Below are 19,752 nucleotides of genomic sequence, written 5' to 3' on the forward strand. Positions count from 1 at the left end.
AACAAGTACTGTCAGGACTAATCAATTAGTAAAATGAAATATGGTAAAGGGTTTTATTTTTTCTCCTTCAGCTTTGAGGTATCAATTCTATCACCTTTTAAGGCTCTTTTGCTCTCTTTGCTTGGGGTAAGTATTGTGTCAACTGAGGATGGGCTAAGTGGCTGGCCATCACTTTCAATAAAATTGTTCAGAAGGAAGTTTTTAACCTGTTCCTTAGTGGCTCTTATCAATGGTTCCCCACCATTTTCAACATTGGAATACAGATCGTAAAATAAGGTTATCAGGACTTTGGATTTCCCCATCCATTGTAATTTGTGTGATGTTTGGGCTGAAGTGGGGAGGTTTATTTTCTTCTGAGCAATAGCATCATCATCAATACCATACTTATCAATTAATTCAGCCTTTAAATCCTTTAAGGTATAAGCAATAAAAATGTACTGATTTAAATCTTCCAGCTGCTCTGCATATAGGATTAATGAGTTTAAGGTTTTGTATATGGTTTTCAGATATACGCCCTGTTTTTTTTCATCATCTATGGAAAGTAAGCTATTATCAATATGATCCAGTACATTGAACATCTCGCTATTAATCTTACTTTCCAGATGTTCAATAAATGTTACGGTTATTAATTCAGCAGCTGAATCCTCATTCAAGGAATCCATGACAGCATATTGAATGAACCCATTCTTATAATCCCTGTTTATGACAGTACCATAATCCTGGCTGTTAATAAAATTTATTCTTTCATTCCCAATCCTGTTTCTGGTAATCAAATCCTTGAAATATTGCAATGGGTGCTTTTCCATAAATAAAAAATAGGTGCAGGGTTAGTTATGCCTGCACCCAATATACATAAATGTTTGATTTGCAACTATATTTTGCCAATTAATCCTATAATTATCAAGACGATAAAACCTATTATAATCTGTATTAAAGGATGCTGTTCTGATCCAATAAGAAAACAGCCAATTAATGCACCTAATCCCCAACAGATAAGCAGTAGCAGTGGAACACTCAGAATAATACTAAACATCTCCATTTGCCACCTTTTTTAAATTATCAGAAGATTTTAAGGCAGTTTTAGGCAATGCTACAGCAGGTCTACTTACATCAACATAATTATTGATCGCTGTTTTAATGGTGGTATGCCCCATCAAATAAGCCACATCTGTCAATGCCATTCCTTGCTGCACTGCTCTGGTTCCAAAACAATGCCTTGCTACATACAAATCCCTATTCCCAAATTTCAATTGTACCAACACAGGCTTAATAACCCTTCTCTGCAACATTCTGTCATCAATGGATAGCCCTTTGGGAGAAGGGAATACAAAATCATCAGGATTTTTGCTATGTACCTGCTTTAATAGCAGTTCTTTCAATTCATCAGTCATTGGCAGATACCTAACATTTCCTGCTTTAGTGTCCTTGCTTATCCTTGCTGCATGGTGTGTGCCTTTATTGGTTCTGGCAAAGGCTTCTGATATTTCAACAGTATTGAGGTCAAAGTTGATGTGTCTTACTCTTAATCCTACTGCCTCAGCATTTCTTACCCCAGTGAGAAAAATGAATTTCAAGAAGGTGTAATAAAAGGAATGTTTAACAGGAGAACATTTATGACAATAGGTATCCAGTCTCATGGCTTCCAGAAAATCAAATATTTCCCTCTCCTGTAACGGGATTCTCCTTTCATTTTTTTTCTGCTGTTTATCCTGCCCTTTAGTCCTTCTGCTACTAACATGCAAAAGAGGGTTGCTGGTAATTATTCCAGAATCCTTCAACCATGAAAGAAATGCAGAAAGCATATTTAGCCTCCTGTTATAAGTGGAAACAGACCAATTCTCCACATTCATAGTGCCTGCTATTTCTCCCAATGGAATATTTACCCACCTTACCAGCACCCTGTAAAGGCCATAATAGTCAACAGAATGGTCAATATTGATATTCCTGATATTCTTTGTCCAGTCTTTAAATTTATCAGACAGTTCATGTAGGGAGGTTACTACAGGGTTAGGGGGGAGTGTCTTTTTTTCTGGCAATAAGGCTACTGGCTTAGGTTTCTGAGGCTTGTACTTTTCTAAAGAAGTATCAAAACAGCCCTTCATCATATCCAGCTCTATTTCTGCTACTTTAATTGTAGCATAGTGCATATTCTCAGGAGAATAGGCATAAGGTAGACTTAATGGGTATCTCTTTCCATTATATCTCCACCTTAATCTTATTCTGCCTTTGTTATTTTCAATGGCAATTTCTCCTTTAGGAGCTTTTTGAATGTGACCCATTTTGTGACCCAAAATTGAATTTCAGGGCACCTATCAGGTATCATCTTATAATTGGTAGGGTATAAATGTTGAGAAAGCTAAATCATGCAAAAAGCCTGCACAGTAGATATCTGAGCATAAAAAAAGGCCTACTAAATGTAGACCTTTTCTCTGCTCCCCCTGCTGGACTTGAACCAGCGACCCTCTGATTAACAGTCAGATGCTCTAACCAACTGAGCTAAGGAGGAGTGTTTCCCGTATCGTTTGTGCGATTTGGGATTGCAAAGATAGGTAAATTCTCATTCCTGCAAAATCTTATTCCAACTTTTTTAAAAAAAATTTTGAGATTTATGAGAAATAGGCCACCAGTAAGGGTTTCAAGGCGACACTTTTTTTACCCTGATCAGCATTCTTTCTCCGAGAGCGCTGGCACGTGTTGCTTTTCTAACAAAAGGCAGGTCCAGTTTACTGATGTAAAAATTAGGAAAAGAGTGGATCAGGGTATAGTCGTAACCTTGTTCCTTTAGGCTGGGAAGGTTTTCCCGCGTGGTAAGAACAACACCTGTTGCTGCAGTATCCGTTCGGGTTACCGGAGCATTGAGATAATATTCAAAAGAGTAGGAGTTGTTTTGATAGAGGGTGACGGGTGTACCCGGAAGGGTGGCATTAGCATAACTGGCGGCTTCGCTACCACTCTGGTACTGCATCATATCAGGATAGAGGATTGTATTCACATACAGGTTCAGAAGTATGCTCATTGCAATGGTACGGTAAAACACGGCTTCCTTGGTACTTTTGTCGAGCCAGTAGTGCAGCAGCATATACAACACGATCAGGGCGGCGGCAGGTATCAACCAGGCGTAACCCATAGCAGGCTTATAGAGCAGATCTATCAGTACACCGGCGACAGCCAGCAGGATGATGACTGTATATTGTGTGCTACGGAAAAAACGTAGTCCTTTGTCGGTGTGTAAGGATAGGATGTACTGTGCAGTAAGGATAGAGAAAAAAGGGAAGATGATATTGAGATAATGCGGCAACTGGAACTTCGACAAGGAGAACAATGCGAATGTCGCCAGCGCGCCGCAGATGCAATAGAATTCCTGTTGTTGTTTCCATTTACGGAAGAAGATGATGATGGCGGCATATAACATCACCGGCCAGGGCAGGAAAGCCCATAACAGCGTATGAAAGAAAAAGAAGGGATCGCCGGCACCTTTGATAGGACCAGTGTTCATAAAACGCCCAAACTGGCTGTCCCAGAAGAAAAACCGCAACCCTGATACTCCTGTTTTACCAAACACTACTTTCTCCGGATGCAGATCAAACTGACGATAGAGCGCATATAACTCCGGAGTGATGAAGACCGCGATCAGTACAAATGCCACTACCCACTGCCAGCTGAAGATGGTTTTCCACTGTCGGGTAAATAGCAGATGCCCGCCTACAGCAGCCCCTACGGGCACCAGGGCAAAGATCCCTTTGGTCATGATGGCACATGCTGTAAACAAGGCCCCTAGCACCAGGTGATAAGACCAGGACCGGCCAATACTCTTGTAAAAATGATATACAGCAGCGATGATAAGGCCGGTAAGGTAGGGTTCAGCCCTTACATCATTATTGGAGATGACCACATGTTCTGCCGTGAGCAGTATACATACGGCCCAGCGGGCGGTATTATCGCCATAGAGGACTTTTGCAAAACGGTAGGTATACCAGGCGCCCATCAACAGGAAAAGTATCGCAGGCAGCTTATAAGACCAGGTATGAAAACCGAACAGCTGAAAGCTGATAGCCGCCATCCAGAAAGGGAAATGGGGCTTATCCAGCCATTCATGGCCATCGGCATAGAGGTTCAAATAATCATGTTTCAGCACCATGGTTTTGGCGATGCCCGCATAGAGGGCGCCATCGGGCTCCAGGATAGGCACCTGGAGTGCACTGAACTGCAGTAAGACTAAAAGGAAAATAATAAACAGCCAGATCTGCTGCTCAGTGAAGGCAAATGGGCGAACGGTTGCAGGTTTCGGTAACATGAGCTTAAGTTACTGTCATCCCCTGAGGATTAAACCAACCTCCGGCTATTTAACAAAAAAATCACACGATTCAGCAAACATTACATCCATCACAGTTACCAGAGCCACCCGCTCTTCTCCATACCCACATAAGCGCCATCTTCCCGTTGCTCAATAGGGTAGGTTTTGAGGTAATAACCTTCTCCGCTGCAGTTATAACCGTTTTTCATACTGAACTTATAACGGTGCAGCGGGCATACCACATTGCCGGCCGCATCAATGAACCCATCGGCCATGATACCGCCGGCATGCGGACATTTATAAGCAAACGCGTACAACTGGCCCTGATGAAGGGCACAGCAGATCTTTTTTCCGTTTACGACCTGAACACTGATAGAATTGTCGGCAACAGGCAGGTATCCTTCGTCCAGTTTATACCAGGAGTACGTTTTGGTCATTAGTAGAAAAATTCTGTTTTATAGGGATAACGCTCTTTGTAAAGCTGGCTTACTTTATCCATGATGGTTTTACGCAGCTCTTCCACATTACGTCTTTCCAGTGCTGCAATAAACACCGTGTTACCATTCGTTTTCACGTCCCAGTTTTGTTTCAGGGAGTCGAGGATATCCTTTTTGATATCTTCTTCCAGCCATTTATCGAAGGTATTGGCCTCGTAAAGGTCCATTTTGTTGAAGACCATGATAGTGGGCTTTTCGAAGGCTTTCAGCTCTTGCAGGGTACGGTTTACCACCTCTATCTGTTCTTCATACTGAGGATGGGAGATGTCTACCACATGCAGCAGGATATCGCTTTCGCGTACTTCGTCCAGGGTGGATTTGAAGCTTTCTACCAGATGGTGGGGCAGTTTACGGATAAACCCTACCGTATCGCTGAGCAGGAAAGGTGTTTGCTCAAACACCACCTTACGGGTGGTAGTGTCGAGGGTGGCAAACAGTTTGTTTTCGGCGAATACCTCACTTTTGCTGAGCATATTCATGATAGTGCTCTTGCCTACGTTGGTATAACCTACCAGGGCCACACGGATGAATTCACCCCGTTCCTTGCGCTGGGTAAGGGACTGTTTGTCTATCTCAGCCAGTCTTTTACGTAACAGCGAGATCTTGTCTTTTACGATACGACGGTCTGTCTCGATCTCCGTTTCACCGGGACCTCTGCTACCGATACCACCGCCCTGACGTTCCAGGTGACTCCACATACCACGCAGACGTGGCAGGATATACTGGTACTGAGCCAGCTCTACCTGTACTTTCGCCTGGGCTGTACGTGCCCTGCGGGCAAAGATATCCAGGATAAGGTCACTACGGTCGATAACTTTCACCTTCAGGACCTTTTCTATATTGGCGATCTGAGAACCTGTCAGCTCATCATCGAAGATGACCAGTGACACATCACGACCGGCGATATATTGATGTATTTCTTCCAGTTTTCCTTTACCCACAAAGGTTGCCCTGTCCGGATGGGCCAGTTTTTGGGTGAAGCGTTTTAAAGTGGTGGCTCCTGCTGTCTCAGCCAGAAATACCAGCTCGTCCAGGAACTCCTGTACCTGCCGTTCCGTCTGGTCTTTCGTGATGACACCTACGATAACCGCCTTTTCTTCTTTTTGGACCGCTTGTTTTTTCTCGATCAAAGTGTTTCAAAATTTGCTGCAAAAATACTCGTTTTTGCCCACACTGATTCTTGTGATTTCTGCTGATTTTTCTGATGGGAGAAGACACAGGCATAGTAACCTCTTTCCATCAGTCAAATACGATCCCGTATTCCCACCTCATCCTGCATCTTCCAAAGTAACCCTCACGGATCTCCGCTGCGCTCTCCTTTCATCAGGAAAAATCAACCGAAATCACAGGAATCAGTGTTACATTTACGCGATCCAAAACAACCTTGCAGATCATGTATAAACCATTTTTACTGACAGGACTATTTATTTCGACTATGGCGACAGCCCAGGACAAGATGACTCCCGAACTACTATGGAAGCTCGGCAGAGTGAGTGGAGAAGCCGTGAGCACCGACGGTAAAACCATTATCTATGGTGTATCTCAGGTAAACCTAGCTGACAACAAAAGTGAAAAAAATCTCTATTCTATCCCGCTCGCAGGTGGTGCCCCTCAACAACTCACCAACACTGCAGGCGCCGAAAATGATGTAGCCGTTCTTCCCGGCAACAAGATTGGTTTTTCCAGGAAAGGCCAATGGTGGGAGATGAGCGCCGATGGCTCCAACGCCGTTCAGAAAACAACCGGCGAAGAGATGCAGAACATCAGAATATCCCCCGATGGTAAACATATCCTGTTTTCCAGAGAGGTGAAAGTTAAAAAAGTGGCCGGCAAGGACTTTTATCCTGATCTGCCAAAATCCAACGTACAGATATATGATAACCTCAATTACCGCCACTGGGATACCTGGGAAGACGGTAACTTCTCCCATGTTTTTTATGCCACCTATAACAATGGAGAAATAGGTACACCGGTGGATATTATGGCAGATGAACCATACGACTGTCCACAGGTTCCTTCCGGCGGCCCGGAAGATTTCATCTGGAGCCCTGATGGGAAAAGCATTCTGTACGTTTGCAAGAAAAAATTCGGTAAAGCGTACGCCATCAGCACCAATACTGATATCTACGAGTATAACATCGCTGCCAAAACCACCCGCAACCTCTCCGAAGGCATGATGGGCTATGATATGGCTCCTTCCTTCAGCGCCGATGGTAAATATATCACCTGGCTGAGCATGGCCCACGACGGCTTCGAAGCGGATAAAAACGATGTGATCATCCTGGACCGCGCTACCGGCGTAAAAACCAACCTCACCAAAAGCTGGGATGGCACCGCCTCCGCCGTACGCTTCAGCACCGACAGCAAAAAAATCTTTTTCCTGGCCGTCCTGAAAGGCACTGAGCAACTGCTGGAAATAACCCTGCAGAAAGATCCGGGACAAACAACTGAAAAGCATATACGTCAAATCACCAATGGCGACTTTGACATTCACGATATCCTGGCCCAGAGCGGTAATACCCTGGTGGTTTCCCGCACAGATATGAACCACGCTGCTGAACTGTATGCCGTAGACCTGCAGAAAGGCACGCTCCGTCAACTCACAGATGTCAACAAAGCCACCTATGACAGAATAGGTATGTGCAAAGTGGAAAAACGCTGGGTAAAAACCACTGATGGTAAAGAGATGCTTACCTGGGTGGTTTTCCCTCCTGACTTCGATCCGGCTAAAAAATACCCGACGCTGCTCTACTGCCAGGGTGGCCCGCAGTCAGCCCTCTCTCAGTTTTATTCCTACCGCTGGAATTTCCAGCTGATGGCTTCCCAGGGTTATATCGTGGTAGCGCCTAACAGAAGAGGCATGCCTGGTCATGGCGTAGAATGGAATGCTTCTATCAGTAAAGACTGGGGCGGACAACCTATCCGCGACTACCTGAGTGCTATCGATGATGTGAGCAAGGAAAGTTATGTAGATAAAAGCCGTCTGGGTGCTGTAGGTGCCAGCTATGGCGGATACTCCGTTTACATGCTGGCCGGCGTACACGAAAACCGCTTCAAAACCTTTATTGCGCATGATGGCCTGTTTGACCTGAAAAGCTGGTATGGCACCACCGAAGAACTGTGGTTTGCCAACTGGGACCTCGGTGCTTACTGGGACCCGGCTAACGCCAAAACCTACACGCATTTTAATCCAAGCGAATACGCCAATAAGTGGAATACCCCTATCCTGATCGTTCAGGGTGGTATAGACTTCCGCGTACCGATAGAGCAGGGCCTCCAGGCTTTCCAGCTTGCACAGCTGAAAGGTATCAAGAGCAAACTGCTGTATTTCCCTGAAGAAAACCACTGGGTGCTGAAACCACAAAATGCCATCGTATGGCAGAGAGAGTTTTTCTCCTGGCTTAAAGAAACACTTTAATAAACTCACCGGCATTGCAGACACACCACTGCAATGCCGGATCTTAAAACCACGTGTATGTTCAACTCCTTACTATTGGAAACGGCCAATGGCGTAGCCACCATCACTCTCAACCGGCCGGAAGTCTACAACGCATTTAATGATGAACTGAGTTACGAACTGCAGGATGCCCTCAAACAGGCAGAAAAAGATCCGGCCGTAAGAGTAGTGGTACTCACCGGCGCCGGAAAAGCCTTCTGCAGTGGCCAGGACCTGAAAGCCTCGACCGAATCCGGCAAACGTAATTTCAGTGAGTCCCTCCACAAACGCTACAACCCCATCATCCGGGCTATCCGTAATATGCCCAAGCCTGTTATATGCAGGCTCAATGGTGTGGCTGCAGGCGCCGGCTGCTCCCTCGCACTGGCCTGTGATATGATCATCGCCAGCGAAGCGGCCACCATGATAGAGATCTTTGTGAACATCGCTCTGGTGCTCGACTCAGGCTCTTCTTATTTCCTGCCCCGCACGGTGGGCTATCACCGGGCTTTTGAACTGGCCACCAAAGCATCTAAAGTATCTGCCGCAGAAGCGCTGCAAATGGGACTGATCAATAAAGTAGTGGCGCCCGATGCCCTCGATGCAGCCGTAGAAGCCGAAGCCGCCTATTATGCTGCCGCTCCCACCAAAGCTATCGCCCTGATGAAAAAAATGCTGACCAAGGGGGCGACGGAAAACCTGGACGCTACCCTCGACTATGAGGCCTTTTGTCAGGAAATAGCAGGTAACTCCAACGACTACCGGGAAGGCCTCAACGCTTTCATCGAAAAAAGAAAACCAGTGTTTAACGGAAACTGATCTCCGTAATACCCATAAAAAAACGGCCATGGTTGATACAACCATGGCCGTTATATTTTGAACCGGGGACTTATTACAGTCCGCTCAGGCAGATACCGATCTGGTAAGGTCTGATGCTCAGATCACTATTATCTTTCAGCATAGTGTTCAGCGCATAGGAGCCGAATATGGCAAAGTTACCATAACCTACGCGGGCAGTAGCTGAAAAACGCCAGGGATTAAAGAAACCTTTGTTCAGGTCTTTATCCCAGTTTTTGGAACCGTTAGGTGCGGTGTTTCTACCTTTCGTATGTGCGTTCACCAATGTACCTACCTTGATACCCAAAGCAGCTTTAAATCCTTTGTTGGCGTTATCCGGTACACTGCGGTAACGCAGCTCGATAGGCAACTCCAGGTAAGTGGTAGCTACCTTGAATTTTTTATAAGTGCTGTTAGCCGGGAAAGTAGGTGTATTAGGATTCACTTTTCCAGCAATATCTAAAGTATGGTCTTTCAGATACACACCGCTGGTGCTGATACCCAAACCAGCAGCAAGGCTCAACGGAGATTTTGTACTGAACGGAAAATCATACATCAGCGCAATATTAAAGCCCCTGTTAAAACCCGTCTTGATACTATCAGGCGCGCCTGCCCAACCATCATAGGATAACTGAATCATCAGAAAATCCCTGGAATGGGTAGCCCTGTTAACCGCCTTGTTCATGGGAGAACCGCCTTCCTGTGCAAATACACCTACAGCAACAGCTATCAGGCCAAGGGTAAAAATTATTTTTTTCATAAAATATTTAATACTTAGGAAAAAGAATATTAGGCAAATATATTGGAATGATTGTAAAAGAATTGGTTAAAAAATTACAAAACATAACCTTTTCGCGGCGAAAGTTACATAAAAAGTCATATAGACTATCATATTCTTTCCTTCTTTCCCCTCCAGTCAATGAACAAGATGAACGACAATAATGTGGTAATTTATCCTAAATTTCCGAAAGAATCCTTTAATAAGGATATCACCCCTGCCAAAACAGATAACGGGTCTGTGAAACAAAAAGTTCCATGAGAAAAATCGCACTTACCGTCATTACCCTCGTGATAGCCGTGCTGATGGCACTCAGCGGTTTCATTTTCTATGCCGGTATGGTGCAAAAAAGAACCAATGCCGCCGCCAGCTGGATACGCAGCAGCCAAACCACCACCAACCAGGCCAGAACTATCGGCACCCTGGACTACAAAAGCACTGCCGGCATCAAAGACTACCTTCTCAGTAACGGACATACGAACCTGATGGAACAACAGCTGCAGGACAGCATCCTCGGTATGCTCCTCCGCCTCACCGGCAACCCGCATAACACACCGGCACAACAACAACGCCTGCAGGCTATACAACAACAGCTGATTCAGCGACGCCATACCAAACATCATATTATCTCCACCGCAAACGAAAATCCGGAAGAGGCCAGGCAGATGGTACTCAGCCCCGATTTCCGCCAGCAAGGCCGCAGCCTCCAGGAGATCATCACCAGCTATATCCGCACCGAACAACAGGAACTAGTACAAAGAATCGATAAAGATTCTTCCTATACTACTTACTCCTTCTGGTTCACCATCATCCTCAGCACCCTCACTCTTACCCTACTGGTAGGTGAATCCCGTTATATCTTTAAACTCCTGATAAGAATAAGGACCTGGAGCAACCAGCTGCTGAAAAGCGAACAAAGCTTCAGACGACTGGCAGAGGAAGCTGAACCCATGATCTTCAAATGCTCACTGGATGGCTACTTCACCTATGTAAGCCCCCGCTCGGAAGAAATTACCGGATACTCCAATACCACCCTTACCGGCAAACACTGCTCTCTGTTGCTGGAAGATGATGAGTTTAAGCGCATGCAGCGCTTCTATAAACACCAGCTGTCCAACGGAGACGAATACTCGTCGCTACAGCTGGAAATCCTCACCCGCGCCGGCAAGAAAAAATGGGTAGAACAACTCACTTCCATCATCACAGGTGATGATGGTAAAAAAGAATTCGAGTGCATCGTCAAGGATATCGATCAGGAATACCGGAAAAACGAAAGTATCCAGTACCTGCAGCGCAGACTGGAGGCTATCCTCGACTATATGCCCTCCATGATGTTTGTAAAAGACATGTCCGGCAACTACCTCCTGGTCAACAACCGGTTCATGGAAGTGATGCAGGTACGCCAGGAAGATATCGTGGGCAAAACGGATGCAGATCTGCACTATCCCTGGGTAAGCCGTTATACCGGAATCTGCCGGCAGGTAATGATCACCGGCATCCGGGAGAAAATGGAAGAAACCCTGACAGTAAACAATAAAACCTATCATTTCCTGTTAACCGTATTCCCTTTGCGTAATACCAACCATGAAATGATCGGTATCTGTTGTTTAGGACAAGACCTCACAGAAAAAACCCTTTATCTCCAACAGGAAAAAGAAGCCCGGAAAAAGGCAGAAGAGGCCCAGAAAAGCCAGGAAACCTTCCTGGCCAATATGAGCCACGAAATTCGTACGCCCATGAACGGTATCGTAGGCATGACACAGTTATTGCTGCAGGAGCACACCCTTTCTGTTGTACAACAGGAATATGTGACCGCCATTCAACGATCAGCCAGCACCCTGCTGGTCATCATCAATGAAATACTCGATTTCTCCAAAATAAAAGCCGGCAAACTCGAACTCGTTATCGAGCCGTTCAACCTCCATGAAGCCATTAATAGTGCCTTTTTCCCACTCCAGCTGCTGGCACGGGAAAAAGGACTTAACTTCTCAGCACGGATACACGAAAATATTCCGGCCAATCTCTTAGGTGATGAAGTACGGCTCAACCAGGTGCTGACCAACCTGATCGAGAATGCCATCAAATTTACTAGTGAAGGGCATGTAACAGTGACGGTTACACTGGTATCTGCTGATAAAGACCATTCCGGTATACGGATTGGTTTTAAGGTAGAAGACAGTGGTATCGGCATTCCCTCCGACAAAACAGAAGTGATCTTTGAAAGCTTCTCCCAGAGCCATAAAGGCAATAGCCGGCACTTTGGTGGCACCGGGCTGGGACTCACCATCTGCCAGCACCTGATAGACCTCCAGAACGGTATGCTGAAAGTAGATAGTACTCCCGGCAAAGGGTCCGTATTTTATTTTGAATTACCCTTCACGAAAGATCCGTTTCCCCGGCAGCGGTCTGCCGCACCGGCCGAAGGAACCCCGCAACAGCCCCTGCTGGGTAAAACCATCCTGGTAGTAGAAGACAACAGGATCAATCAGCAAGTGGCCTACTATACCCTGAAAAAAGGCGGATGTGCCAGCGTTGACGTAGTAGACAGTGGCATGGCCGCCCTTGAAATATTAACTGTTAAATCCTACAACTGCATTATTATGGATCTTCAAATGCCCGGTATGGATGGTTATGAAACCACCCGCGCCATCCGTAACAACGGTATAAACACCAGTATCATTGCCGTTACCGCCTCCGCCCTGGACGGAGAAAAGGAACGCTGCCTGCAGGCCGGCATGAACGACTATGTCTCCAAACCGTTTCAGAAGGAAGAACTTTTCCGTAAAATACAAGCTTCCGCCAGCAACGACGCCAATACTAATCCTATGCCCAGCCCCGAACCAACGCCTTCACCGGCGCAGCAGCCGGATTCTTCGCCTGTTGCCTCCGGAACAACATCGCCCGCACAACAGCAGCCTACCCAAAATGAAAGACCTCCCATCAGCTTTGATGACATATACCTCATGATGCAGAAAGATGAAGTCAAGATGATCCTGGAAGACCTGGTTTTGTATATGCCGGATTATATTACCCGGCTTCGGCAACATATCGAAGAAGGAAACTGGACAGAAGTTGGCAGTATCTCCCATCAGCTGAAAGGTAATCTGGGTTATGTTTGTATGTACGAAGCCGTACAGCTGGCTCATGAAATCAACAGGAGCGTAGTATTCGACCCCAACTATGAGGAGTTATCCCGGAAAGCCGCCAGAATGGAGGAGTTATTCAACCGCTACAAACCCGATATCGAAGCGCATATCGCAACCTTTACTGCGCCACCGGCAATGTAAAGTAAAACAAACTGCCTTTGCCTTCTTCGCTGGAAACACCGATTACGCCGCCCTGCGCTTCTATAAACTCCTTGGAGATAGCTAATCCCAGGCCGTTACCTTTATGTCCTTTGATACCAGGCACCTGGAAGAAACGTTCAAATATTCTATCGCGGAAAGCCAGGGGAATCCCCTTGCCATAATCACGCACAGAAAAAGAAAGCATATTGGTACCGGTATTCTCTACGGTCAGGTCTATGGCGGATTTCAGGGTGGAATAACGGATGGCGTTGGTTAACAGGTTGACCAGCACCCAGGCTGTCTTTTCCACATCCGCCATTACCCGGGGCAAAGCCTCCGGTACATGTTGGCGGATCGTGATTTCCCGCTGCGCGGCCTGTTTCTGTACAGTGTCCAGCGCATACTGAACGATATTAAACGCAGTAACCGGCTGCGGTTGCAGCTGGATATTGCCACTTTCTACCTGCGACAGGTCCAGCAGCTCGCTGACAATCTTGATCATCCGCTGGTTGTCCTGTTTCATACTTTCGAGCAGCTCCCGCTGTTCCGGCTTGAGTGAGCCGGTACGCTCATCTTCCAGCAGCTTGATGCTGAAATCAGAAGAAGCCAGTGGTGTTTTCAGTTCATGTGAAATGGTAGCGATAAAATGTGTTTTGGCCAGATCCTGTTCTTTAAAGGCGGTAATATTTTTAAGGATAACGACATAGCCTATACGCTTTTCTTCATGCCGGATATCTGCTATTTCCTGGGTAAAGAAACATTCCTTTCCTTCCACTACTATTTTGAGGGGTACATTTTCCTGTGGGTTGATCAGGAAGCGCAACAGATCATTCCGTTTGGCGATTTCATCGGCAGAACGGCCTACCAGCTCCTTCTCAGGAATACTGAGCAGCTGCAGGGCCTGTACGTTGGCAAACAGAATAGTGTTTTTAGTATCAAAGCCGATAGTAGCATCTTTAAAGCTGCTGATCACCGCTTCCGCGCGTTGTTTCTCGAAGGTGATACGGGCCAGGTTACTGTGTTCATATTCATCCAGCCGCTGGGCCATCGTATTAAAGGCAGTGGCCAGCTCTCCAAACTCGTCCCCGGATTTGAAATACAACCGTTTGCTGTATTGTTTGTCAGCAATGCCTTTGATAGCTTCCGTCAGTGTATGGATAGGATTGGCAATATAACCGGGGAAATTATATACAAAAGTGAAACCCAGCAGAAAACAAACACCACTGATAATGGCGATGTAGAGCAGCGCATGGTCTGCCGTTCTTTTTACCAGTTCATTTTTCCCTACAATAGCGTTCATATTGAGGTCCATGATGGTATAAATGCTCTTTTTAAGCGCAGCAACATCAGCCGGATTGGCCACAGAGTCCTGCCGCAGTTTATTGAATACCTGCTCTACCCCAGCGGTAGCGGCGCGTTCTCCCCGTTCTGTCACATTCGTCTGCTGCTGTTTGAGGTTGGTAGCAAACTGCTTTAGGGCATGTTCCCTGTTGACTGGAAGCTCTTCCAGGGCCACCAGCATATTTTTAGAGTACTCCAGCGACTCGTAGTTATCTTTCAGGATGATTTTGGCTTTTTCTGTCAGCCGGTTCAGGTAGTAGTATCCCAGTACACTCACTATCAGCAGCATAATGTAGAGGAACAGCACCCCCAAAGTAATCTTCGTTTTTAACCTCAGTGTACTCATGACAGGATAATAAGATCTATATCATTGGAAGAAAGGGTTTTCAGCAGCTGGTTAAACAGGTTGGTCCGTAAGATGATACGGAATAAACTGATATGCGGCTTGCCTATACAAACAGTAGTGATCTGCTTTTCCAGGGCTACGTTGATAATTGCCTCTGAAATGCTGGCATGATGTTCTTGCACAACTTCCGCGCCTAATTCTGTAGCCAGTTTAAGATTATTGATCAGGTGGCGCTGTGCGGCCAGCGGTATTTTATCCACGCTTTCACGGGGCGTTTGCACATACAATACATACCAGTCGGCATGGTAATAAGCTGCCAGCCTTGCGGTTTTACGGATCACTTTGCGGGCTACTTCATCATTGGTGGAGATACAGGCCATGAAGTTCTCATGACGCATCTGCTGGCTTCTGGGCACTTCCGTTTCCACTTTACGTTCCACCTGAGTGGCTACTTCCTTCAGTGCCAGCTCCCGCAACTGCAGTATCTTATCGGCCTGGAAGAAGTTCCGTAAAGCAGTATCCACCTTGGACTGATCGTATATCTTACCTTCTTTGAGACGGGTGATCAGCTCGTCGGCGGTGAGGTCTATATTCACTACTTCATCTGCAATCTGCAGCATACTATCGGGCACCCTTTCCTGCACCTCTACACCGGTAATGTATTTAACCTCCTGGTTGATGCTTTCTATATGCTGGATATTGATGGCAGAGATAACATTGATACCGGCGTTGAGCAGGTCCAGTACGTCCTGCCAGCGTTTTTCATTTTTAGAGCCGGGAATATTGGTATGTGCCAGCTCATCTACCACTACCCATTCCGGCGCCAGCAGCAGGATGGTGCTGACATCCATTTCATCCAGCATTTTCCCTTTATAGAAAACCTGCCTGCGGGGAATTGCAGGCAGGCCTTCTACGAGGGCCTGCGTTTCCACACGGCCATGCGTTTCTACGTACCCTATCTGGACATTAATGCCGTTCCTTAACATAGCATGCGCTTCCTGCAGCATACGATAAGTCTTTCCTACGCCGGCACTCATGCCGATATAGATTTTAAACTTGCCCCTGCCACTGCGATTGGCCAGGTTAAGGTAATGTTGTACGGTATGTTCTTTTTCTGTCATGATCTGTTAGAACCAGACTGCCAGCGACGCTGTCAGGGCTGTATTGGTATTTTTGAGTTCTGTGCTCTTGATGAATGGTTTATCCTTTCCGTCAAACATCCTTCCTTCTACACGAAACATCACATTGTTGACCGGTGAAAAATCCAGATTCAGTGAATAACCTGTTGTTTGGAATCCTTGCGATGTACCAGTGGAAATCACTACACCGTCTTTATCGTTAAAATGTTCTACTCTTCCGGCCACAGCGAATTTATCGGTAAATGCATAACGCGCAATAACGATCGGGGTATACCATTTTGACAGTTCGCTGCTGCCTTTTTCCTTCTGTTGCAGACCATAATCTACACCGGCTATCACGCTGAATTTATCCGTTATACCAAAGGTACCATAAAGGTTGTTAAAATAGCGCATACGGCGTACGGTATCGGGTAAATCATTGCCTACATAAGTGCTCCAGTTCAGCAATATTTTGTCAGTTGGTTTAAAGGAGATCTGAGTACCAAAATTAGGTGTCTGATTACCATCCACCCGTTTGATCCGTTGCCATCCATTAAGATACAGGGCAGCAAATGACCATTTCTCATTCGGAGTCCAGGTAACTTTTGCACCCGTTTCAAAATAAGGAGAATTTTCTGCTAACAGACTGCGGGTAAGGGTAGGGCAGTCTTTTCCGATAGCACTTTCAAAACCAATATGGGCGGGCATAATACCGGCATCTATCCAGACATTTTTACCTACTCTTACGCCAACATTGGCTTCATATACATATTGCCAGATGCTGGGTTCTGCTGCCAGATTGTACTGGGCATAAGTACCGGTCATCAGGGCGATATTTCCGTGTACCCTGTCTGCATTATAACTGGCTTTGAGCATGGCCAGATTGAGGTTCAGCTCATTGTGCCTGTTGAAGTTATACAGGAAACCAGGTTTGGTATGATTGGATGGCTGATGCATATCATAACTGTAATAAGCTTCGGCGTAGCCGGAAAATGTCAGTTTACCTTTTTCTTTCTCTGCTGTTGGTTCGGTTTGGGCAAAGAGGGTAATGGCAGCAGCCAGGCCGGCTGCCAGCAATAGAATCTTCTTCATAAAAAAATATAGGTTAAATGGAATTTCCGGTGAATGAGCCTTCACCGGAAATCGGTGGGTTTTATTTTAATTCATCCAGTGCGATGTTCAGCTTCAACACGTTCACTACAGAAGGGCCGAGCAGGCCGAACAACGGGCCTTTGGTATTGTCGTCTACCAGCTGTTTCAGCTTCTCCGGAGCAATGCCTCTGGCTTTGGCTACACGGGAAATCTGTATGTATGCCGCAGCAGGAGAGAGGTGCGGGTCAAGACCACTGGCAGAAGCAGTCACCAGTTCTGCCGGGATATCTTCTTTTTTCACATTCGGGTTATGCACCAGGAAGCTATCTATTCTTTCCTGTACAGTTTTCAGATACTCCGGATTGCCGGCAGCTTTGTTGGAACCACCGGAACCGGCAGCATTGTAATCTACTGTACTGGGGCGGGACCAGAAGTATTTATCCTGTGTGAATTTCTGTCCTATATTTTCATACCCTACAACTCTTCCATTATGCGTTACCGTTACCCCGCCGCCCTTTCCGGGGGCCAGTCTGGCAACCCCGGCCAGAAACAGGGGATAAATACCTGCCAATAATACCAGCAGGAGAACGGTCAGTTTTATAGAGGGCCAGAGATACTTTTTCATCTTCTTGAATTTTTAATCTTTTATACTACCGGATAAAGAGCGTTATCAGCATGTCGATCAGTTTGATACCGATGAAGGGGGCTACTACGCCACCAACACCGTATATCAACAGGTTCCTGCGCAGCAGCGCGCTGGCGCCTATCGGCTTGTAGGCCACACCACGCAATGCCAGCGGAATAAGCATAGGGATAATGATCGCATTGAAGATCACCGCACTCAGGATAGCCGTTTCAGGGCTATGCAACTTCATCACATTGATGCCTTGCAGGGCAGGAATAGAAGCCACAAAGAGCGCAGGCACAATTGCAAAATATTTGGCCACATCGTTGGCGATGGAGAAGGTAGTCAACGTACCTCTTGTCATCAGCAGTTGTTTACCGATTTCCACGATTTCAATCAGTTTGGTAGGATCGTTGTCAAGGTCCACCATGTTACCGGCTTCTTTTGCTGCCTGGGTACCGCTGTTCATCGCTACGCCTACATCAGCCTGGGCCAGTGCCGGAGCATCGTTGGTACCGTCGCCCATCATCGCTACCAGCCGACCTTCCTGTTGTTCTTTACGGATATAGGTCATCTTATCTTCCGGCTTGGCTTCAGCGATGAAGTCATCTACACCGGCTTTGGTGGCGATATATTTGGCAGTAAGTGGATTATCTCCGGTTACCATCACAGTTTTCACACCCATTTTACGCAGACGCTCAAAACGTTCGCTGATACCGGGTTTGATGATATCCTGCAGTTCAATAACGCCCTGCACTTTGCTGTTGAGTGCTACCACCAGCGGCGTGCCTCCGTCTCTGGAGATAGCTTCCACACGGGTAAGTGTATCAGTCGGGAACTGGAAGCCTTCTCTTTCTGTGAGCCTTTTGATGGCATCATAAGCACCTTTACGGATACGGTTGCCATCAGGCAGATCGATACCGCTACTACGTGTTTCGGCAGTGAATTTCACCAGGCTGGCACCGGATACAGTCAGCTTGCTGACGATATCTTTACCGGCCAGTTCCACGATGGACTTACCTTCCGGCGTTTCGTCAGACAGAGAGCTGAGGGCACAGAGTCTGATAAAATCTTCCGGCGCATTACCGTTGGTAGGATAAAAATTGGTGGCCTTACGGTTACCGATGGTGATGGTACCGGTTTTGTCCAGCAGCAACACATCGATGTCACCGGCTGTTTCCACGGCCTTCCCTGATTTGGTGATCACGTTGGCACGCAGTGCACGGTCCATTCCGGCGATACCGATGGCAGACAACAGCCCACCGATGGTGGTAGGTATCAAACATACAAACAGGGAAATAAAAGCAGCGATCGTGATCGGTGTCTGTGCGTAATCGGCAAACGGTTTTAATGTCACACACACAATGATGAACACCAGGGTGAAACTGGCCAGCAGAATGGTCAGCGCAATTTCATTCGGTGTTTTCTGACGGCTGGCACCTTCTACGAGGGCAATCATTTTATCAAGGAAAGACTCACCTGGTTCAGTGGTCACCTTTACTTTGATATGATCAGACAGTACTTTGGTACCGCCTACCACGCTGGACTTATCACCACCTGCTTCACGGATCACCGGCGCAGATTCACCGGTGATGGCCGATTCGTCGATGCTGGCCAGGCCTTGTATAATTTCTCCATCTGCCGGGATGATATCGCCTGGATCGCAGACGAAGATATCACCCTTACGCAGGGAAGATGAGGAAACAACTTTGACTTCGTTGGTAAATATTTCTCCTACCAGTTCTATTTTTTTGGCAGGTGTTTCTTCCCTGGTACGACGCAGGCTTTCAGCCTGAGCTTTACCGCGTGCTTCTGCAATGGCTTCTGCGAAGTTGGCAAACAGCAGGGTGAGAAAGAGGACTATAAAAATGGTAATGTTATAAGCTGCACTACCCTGGTCAGTGTTTTTGGTAAAGAGCGCATACAGTGCTACGATCAGCATCACCGCAGTGCCTACCTCTACGGTAAACATGACCGGGTTTTTGATCATCAGTTTCGGATTCAGTTTCACGAAGGACTGTTTCAGGCTTTGCATCACCTGCTCCCTTGGAAACAGTGTATTATCTTTCTTCTTCATGTTAATAGTCATTATAGGTTTATC

General features: G+C 46.5%; 14 protein-coding genes and 1 tRNA gene. 3 read left to right on the forward strand and 12 right to left on the reverse strand.

Annotated elements, in window-relative coordinates:
- Positions 1-53: 53 nt before the first annotated feature.
- The 6 genes from DF182_RS12490 to hflX form a co-directional block, all read right to left on the reverse strand.
- Positions 54-806, reverse strand: a complete 753-nt coding sequence (locus DF182_RS12490) for a hypothetical protein (protein ID WP_113615940.1) — start codon at positions 804-806, stop codon at positions 54-56.
- 219 nt (positions 807-1,025) lie between these two features.
- On the reverse strand, positions 1,026-2,279 hold the full coding sequence (locus tag DF182_RS12495; RefSeq protein ID WP_113615941.1) for a tyrosine-type recombinase/integrase: 1,254 nt from the start codon (positions 2,277-2,279) through the stop codon (positions 1,026-1,028).
- Between the two features lie 153 nt (positions 2,280-2,432).
- Positions 2,433-2,506 (reverse strand) — tRNA-Asn (locus tag DF182_RS12500).
- A gap of 129 nt (positions 2,507-2,635) precedes the next feature.
- A complete protein-coding gene (locus tag DF182_RS12505) occupies positions 2,636-4,294 on the reverse strand; it encodes an ArnT family glycosyltransferase (protein WP_245957426.1) in 1,659 nt (552 codons plus the stop codon).
- A 95-nt stretch (positions 4,295-4,389) separates the two neighbouring features.
- A complete protein-coding gene (locus DF182_RS12510) occupies positions 4,390-4,731 on the reverse strand; it encodes a Rieske (2Fe-2S) protein (protein ID WP_113615942.1) in 342 nt (113 codons plus the stop codon).
- Positions 4,731-5,921 (reverse strand): GTPase HflX, encoded by a 1,191-nt coding sequence (hflX, locus tag DF182_RS12515; protein ID WP_113615943.1) that lies wholly within the window; start codon positions 5,919-5,921, stop codon positions 4,731-4,733. The genes DF182_RS12510 and hflX overlap by 1 nt, the downstream gene beginning before the upstream one ends.
- A 263-nt stretch (positions 5,922-6,184) precedes the next feature.
- Between hflX and DF182_RS12520 the strand changes: the two genes are divergently transcribed.
- Together DF182_RS12520 and DF182_RS12525 are read left to right on the forward strand one after the other, a co-directional pair.
- A complete protein-coding gene (locus DF182_RS12520) occupies positions 6,185-8,209 on the forward strand; it encodes a S9 family peptidase (RefSeq protein WP_113615944.1) in 2,025 nt (674 codons plus the stop codon).
- 57 nt (positions 8,210-8,266) lie between these two features.
- Complete coding sequence (locus DF182_RS12525) at positions 8,267-9,046, forward strand: enoyl-CoA hydratase-related protein (RefSeq protein WP_113615945.1); 780 nt, start codon at positions 8,267-8,269, stop codon at positions 9,044-9,046.
- Positions 9,047-9,119: 73 nt separating this feature from the next.
- Here DF182_RS12525 and DF182_RS12530 read toward each other — a convergent pair whose 3' ends face one another.
- On the reverse strand, positions 9,120-9,824 hold the full coding sequence (locus DF182_RS12530) for a porin family protein (RefSeq protein ID WP_113615946.1): 705 nt from the start codon (positions 9,822-9,824) through the stop codon (positions 9,120-9,122).
- Between the two features lie 275 nt (positions 9,825-10,099).
- On the opposite strand from DF182_RS12530, the gene DF182_RS12535 reads away from it, so the two are divergent.
- The gene (locus DF182_RS12535; RefSeq protein ID WP_113615947.1) at positions 10,100-13,129 is read left to right on the forward strand and encodes a response regulator; all 3,030 of its coding nucleotides are present in this window, start codon (positions 10,100-10,102) and stop codon (positions 13,127-13,129) included.
- Here DF182_RS12535 and DF182_RS12540 read toward each other — a convergent pair.
- From DF182_RS12540 to kdpB, 5 genes are all read right to left on the reverse strand, one after another.
- The gene (locus tag DF182_RS12540; RefSeq protein WP_113615948.1) at positions 13,107-14,816 is read right to left on the reverse strand and encodes a sensor histidine kinase; all 1,710 of its coding nucleotides are present in this window, start codon (positions 14,814-14,816) and stop codon (positions 13,107-13,109) included. The two genes, DF182_RS12535 and DF182_RS12540, sit on opposite strands and share 23 nt — an antisense overlap.
- Positions 14,813-15,937, reverse strand: a complete 1,125-nt coding sequence (locus DF182_RS12545) for a sensor protein KdpD (RefSeq protein WP_113615949.1) — start codon at positions 15,935-15,937, stop codon at positions 14,813-14,815. The genes DF182_RS12540 and DF182_RS12545 overlap by 4 nt, the downstream gene beginning before the upstream one ends.
- A 6-nt stretch (positions 15,938-15,943) precedes the next feature.
- Positions 15,944-17,026, reverse strand: a complete 1,083-nt coding sequence (locus DF182_RS12550) for a porin (protein WP_113615950.1) — start codon at positions 17,024-17,026, stop codon at positions 15,944-15,946.
- Between the two features lie 61 nt (positions 17,027-17,087).
- Positions 17,088-17,651 (reverse strand): K(+)-transporting ATPase subunit C, encoded by a 564-nt coding sequence (locus DF182_RS12555; RefSeq protein ID WP_113615951.1) that lies wholly within the window; start codon positions 17,649-17,651, stop codon positions 17,088-17,090.
- A 25-nt stretch (positions 17,652-17,676) separates the two neighbouring features.
- On the reverse strand, positions 17,677-19,728 hold the full coding sequence (gene kdpB, locus DF182_RS12560; protein ID WP_113616871.1) for a potassium-transporting ATPase subunit KdpB: 2,052 nt from the start codon (positions 19,726-19,728) through the stop codon (positions 17,677-17,679).
- Positions 19,729-19,752: the final 24 nt, after the last annotated feature.

This window comes from Chitinophaga flava (genome assembly GCF_003308995.1).
GTDB lineage: Bacteria > Bacteroidota > Bacteroidia > Chitinophagales > Chitinophagaceae > Chitinophaga > Chitinophaga flava.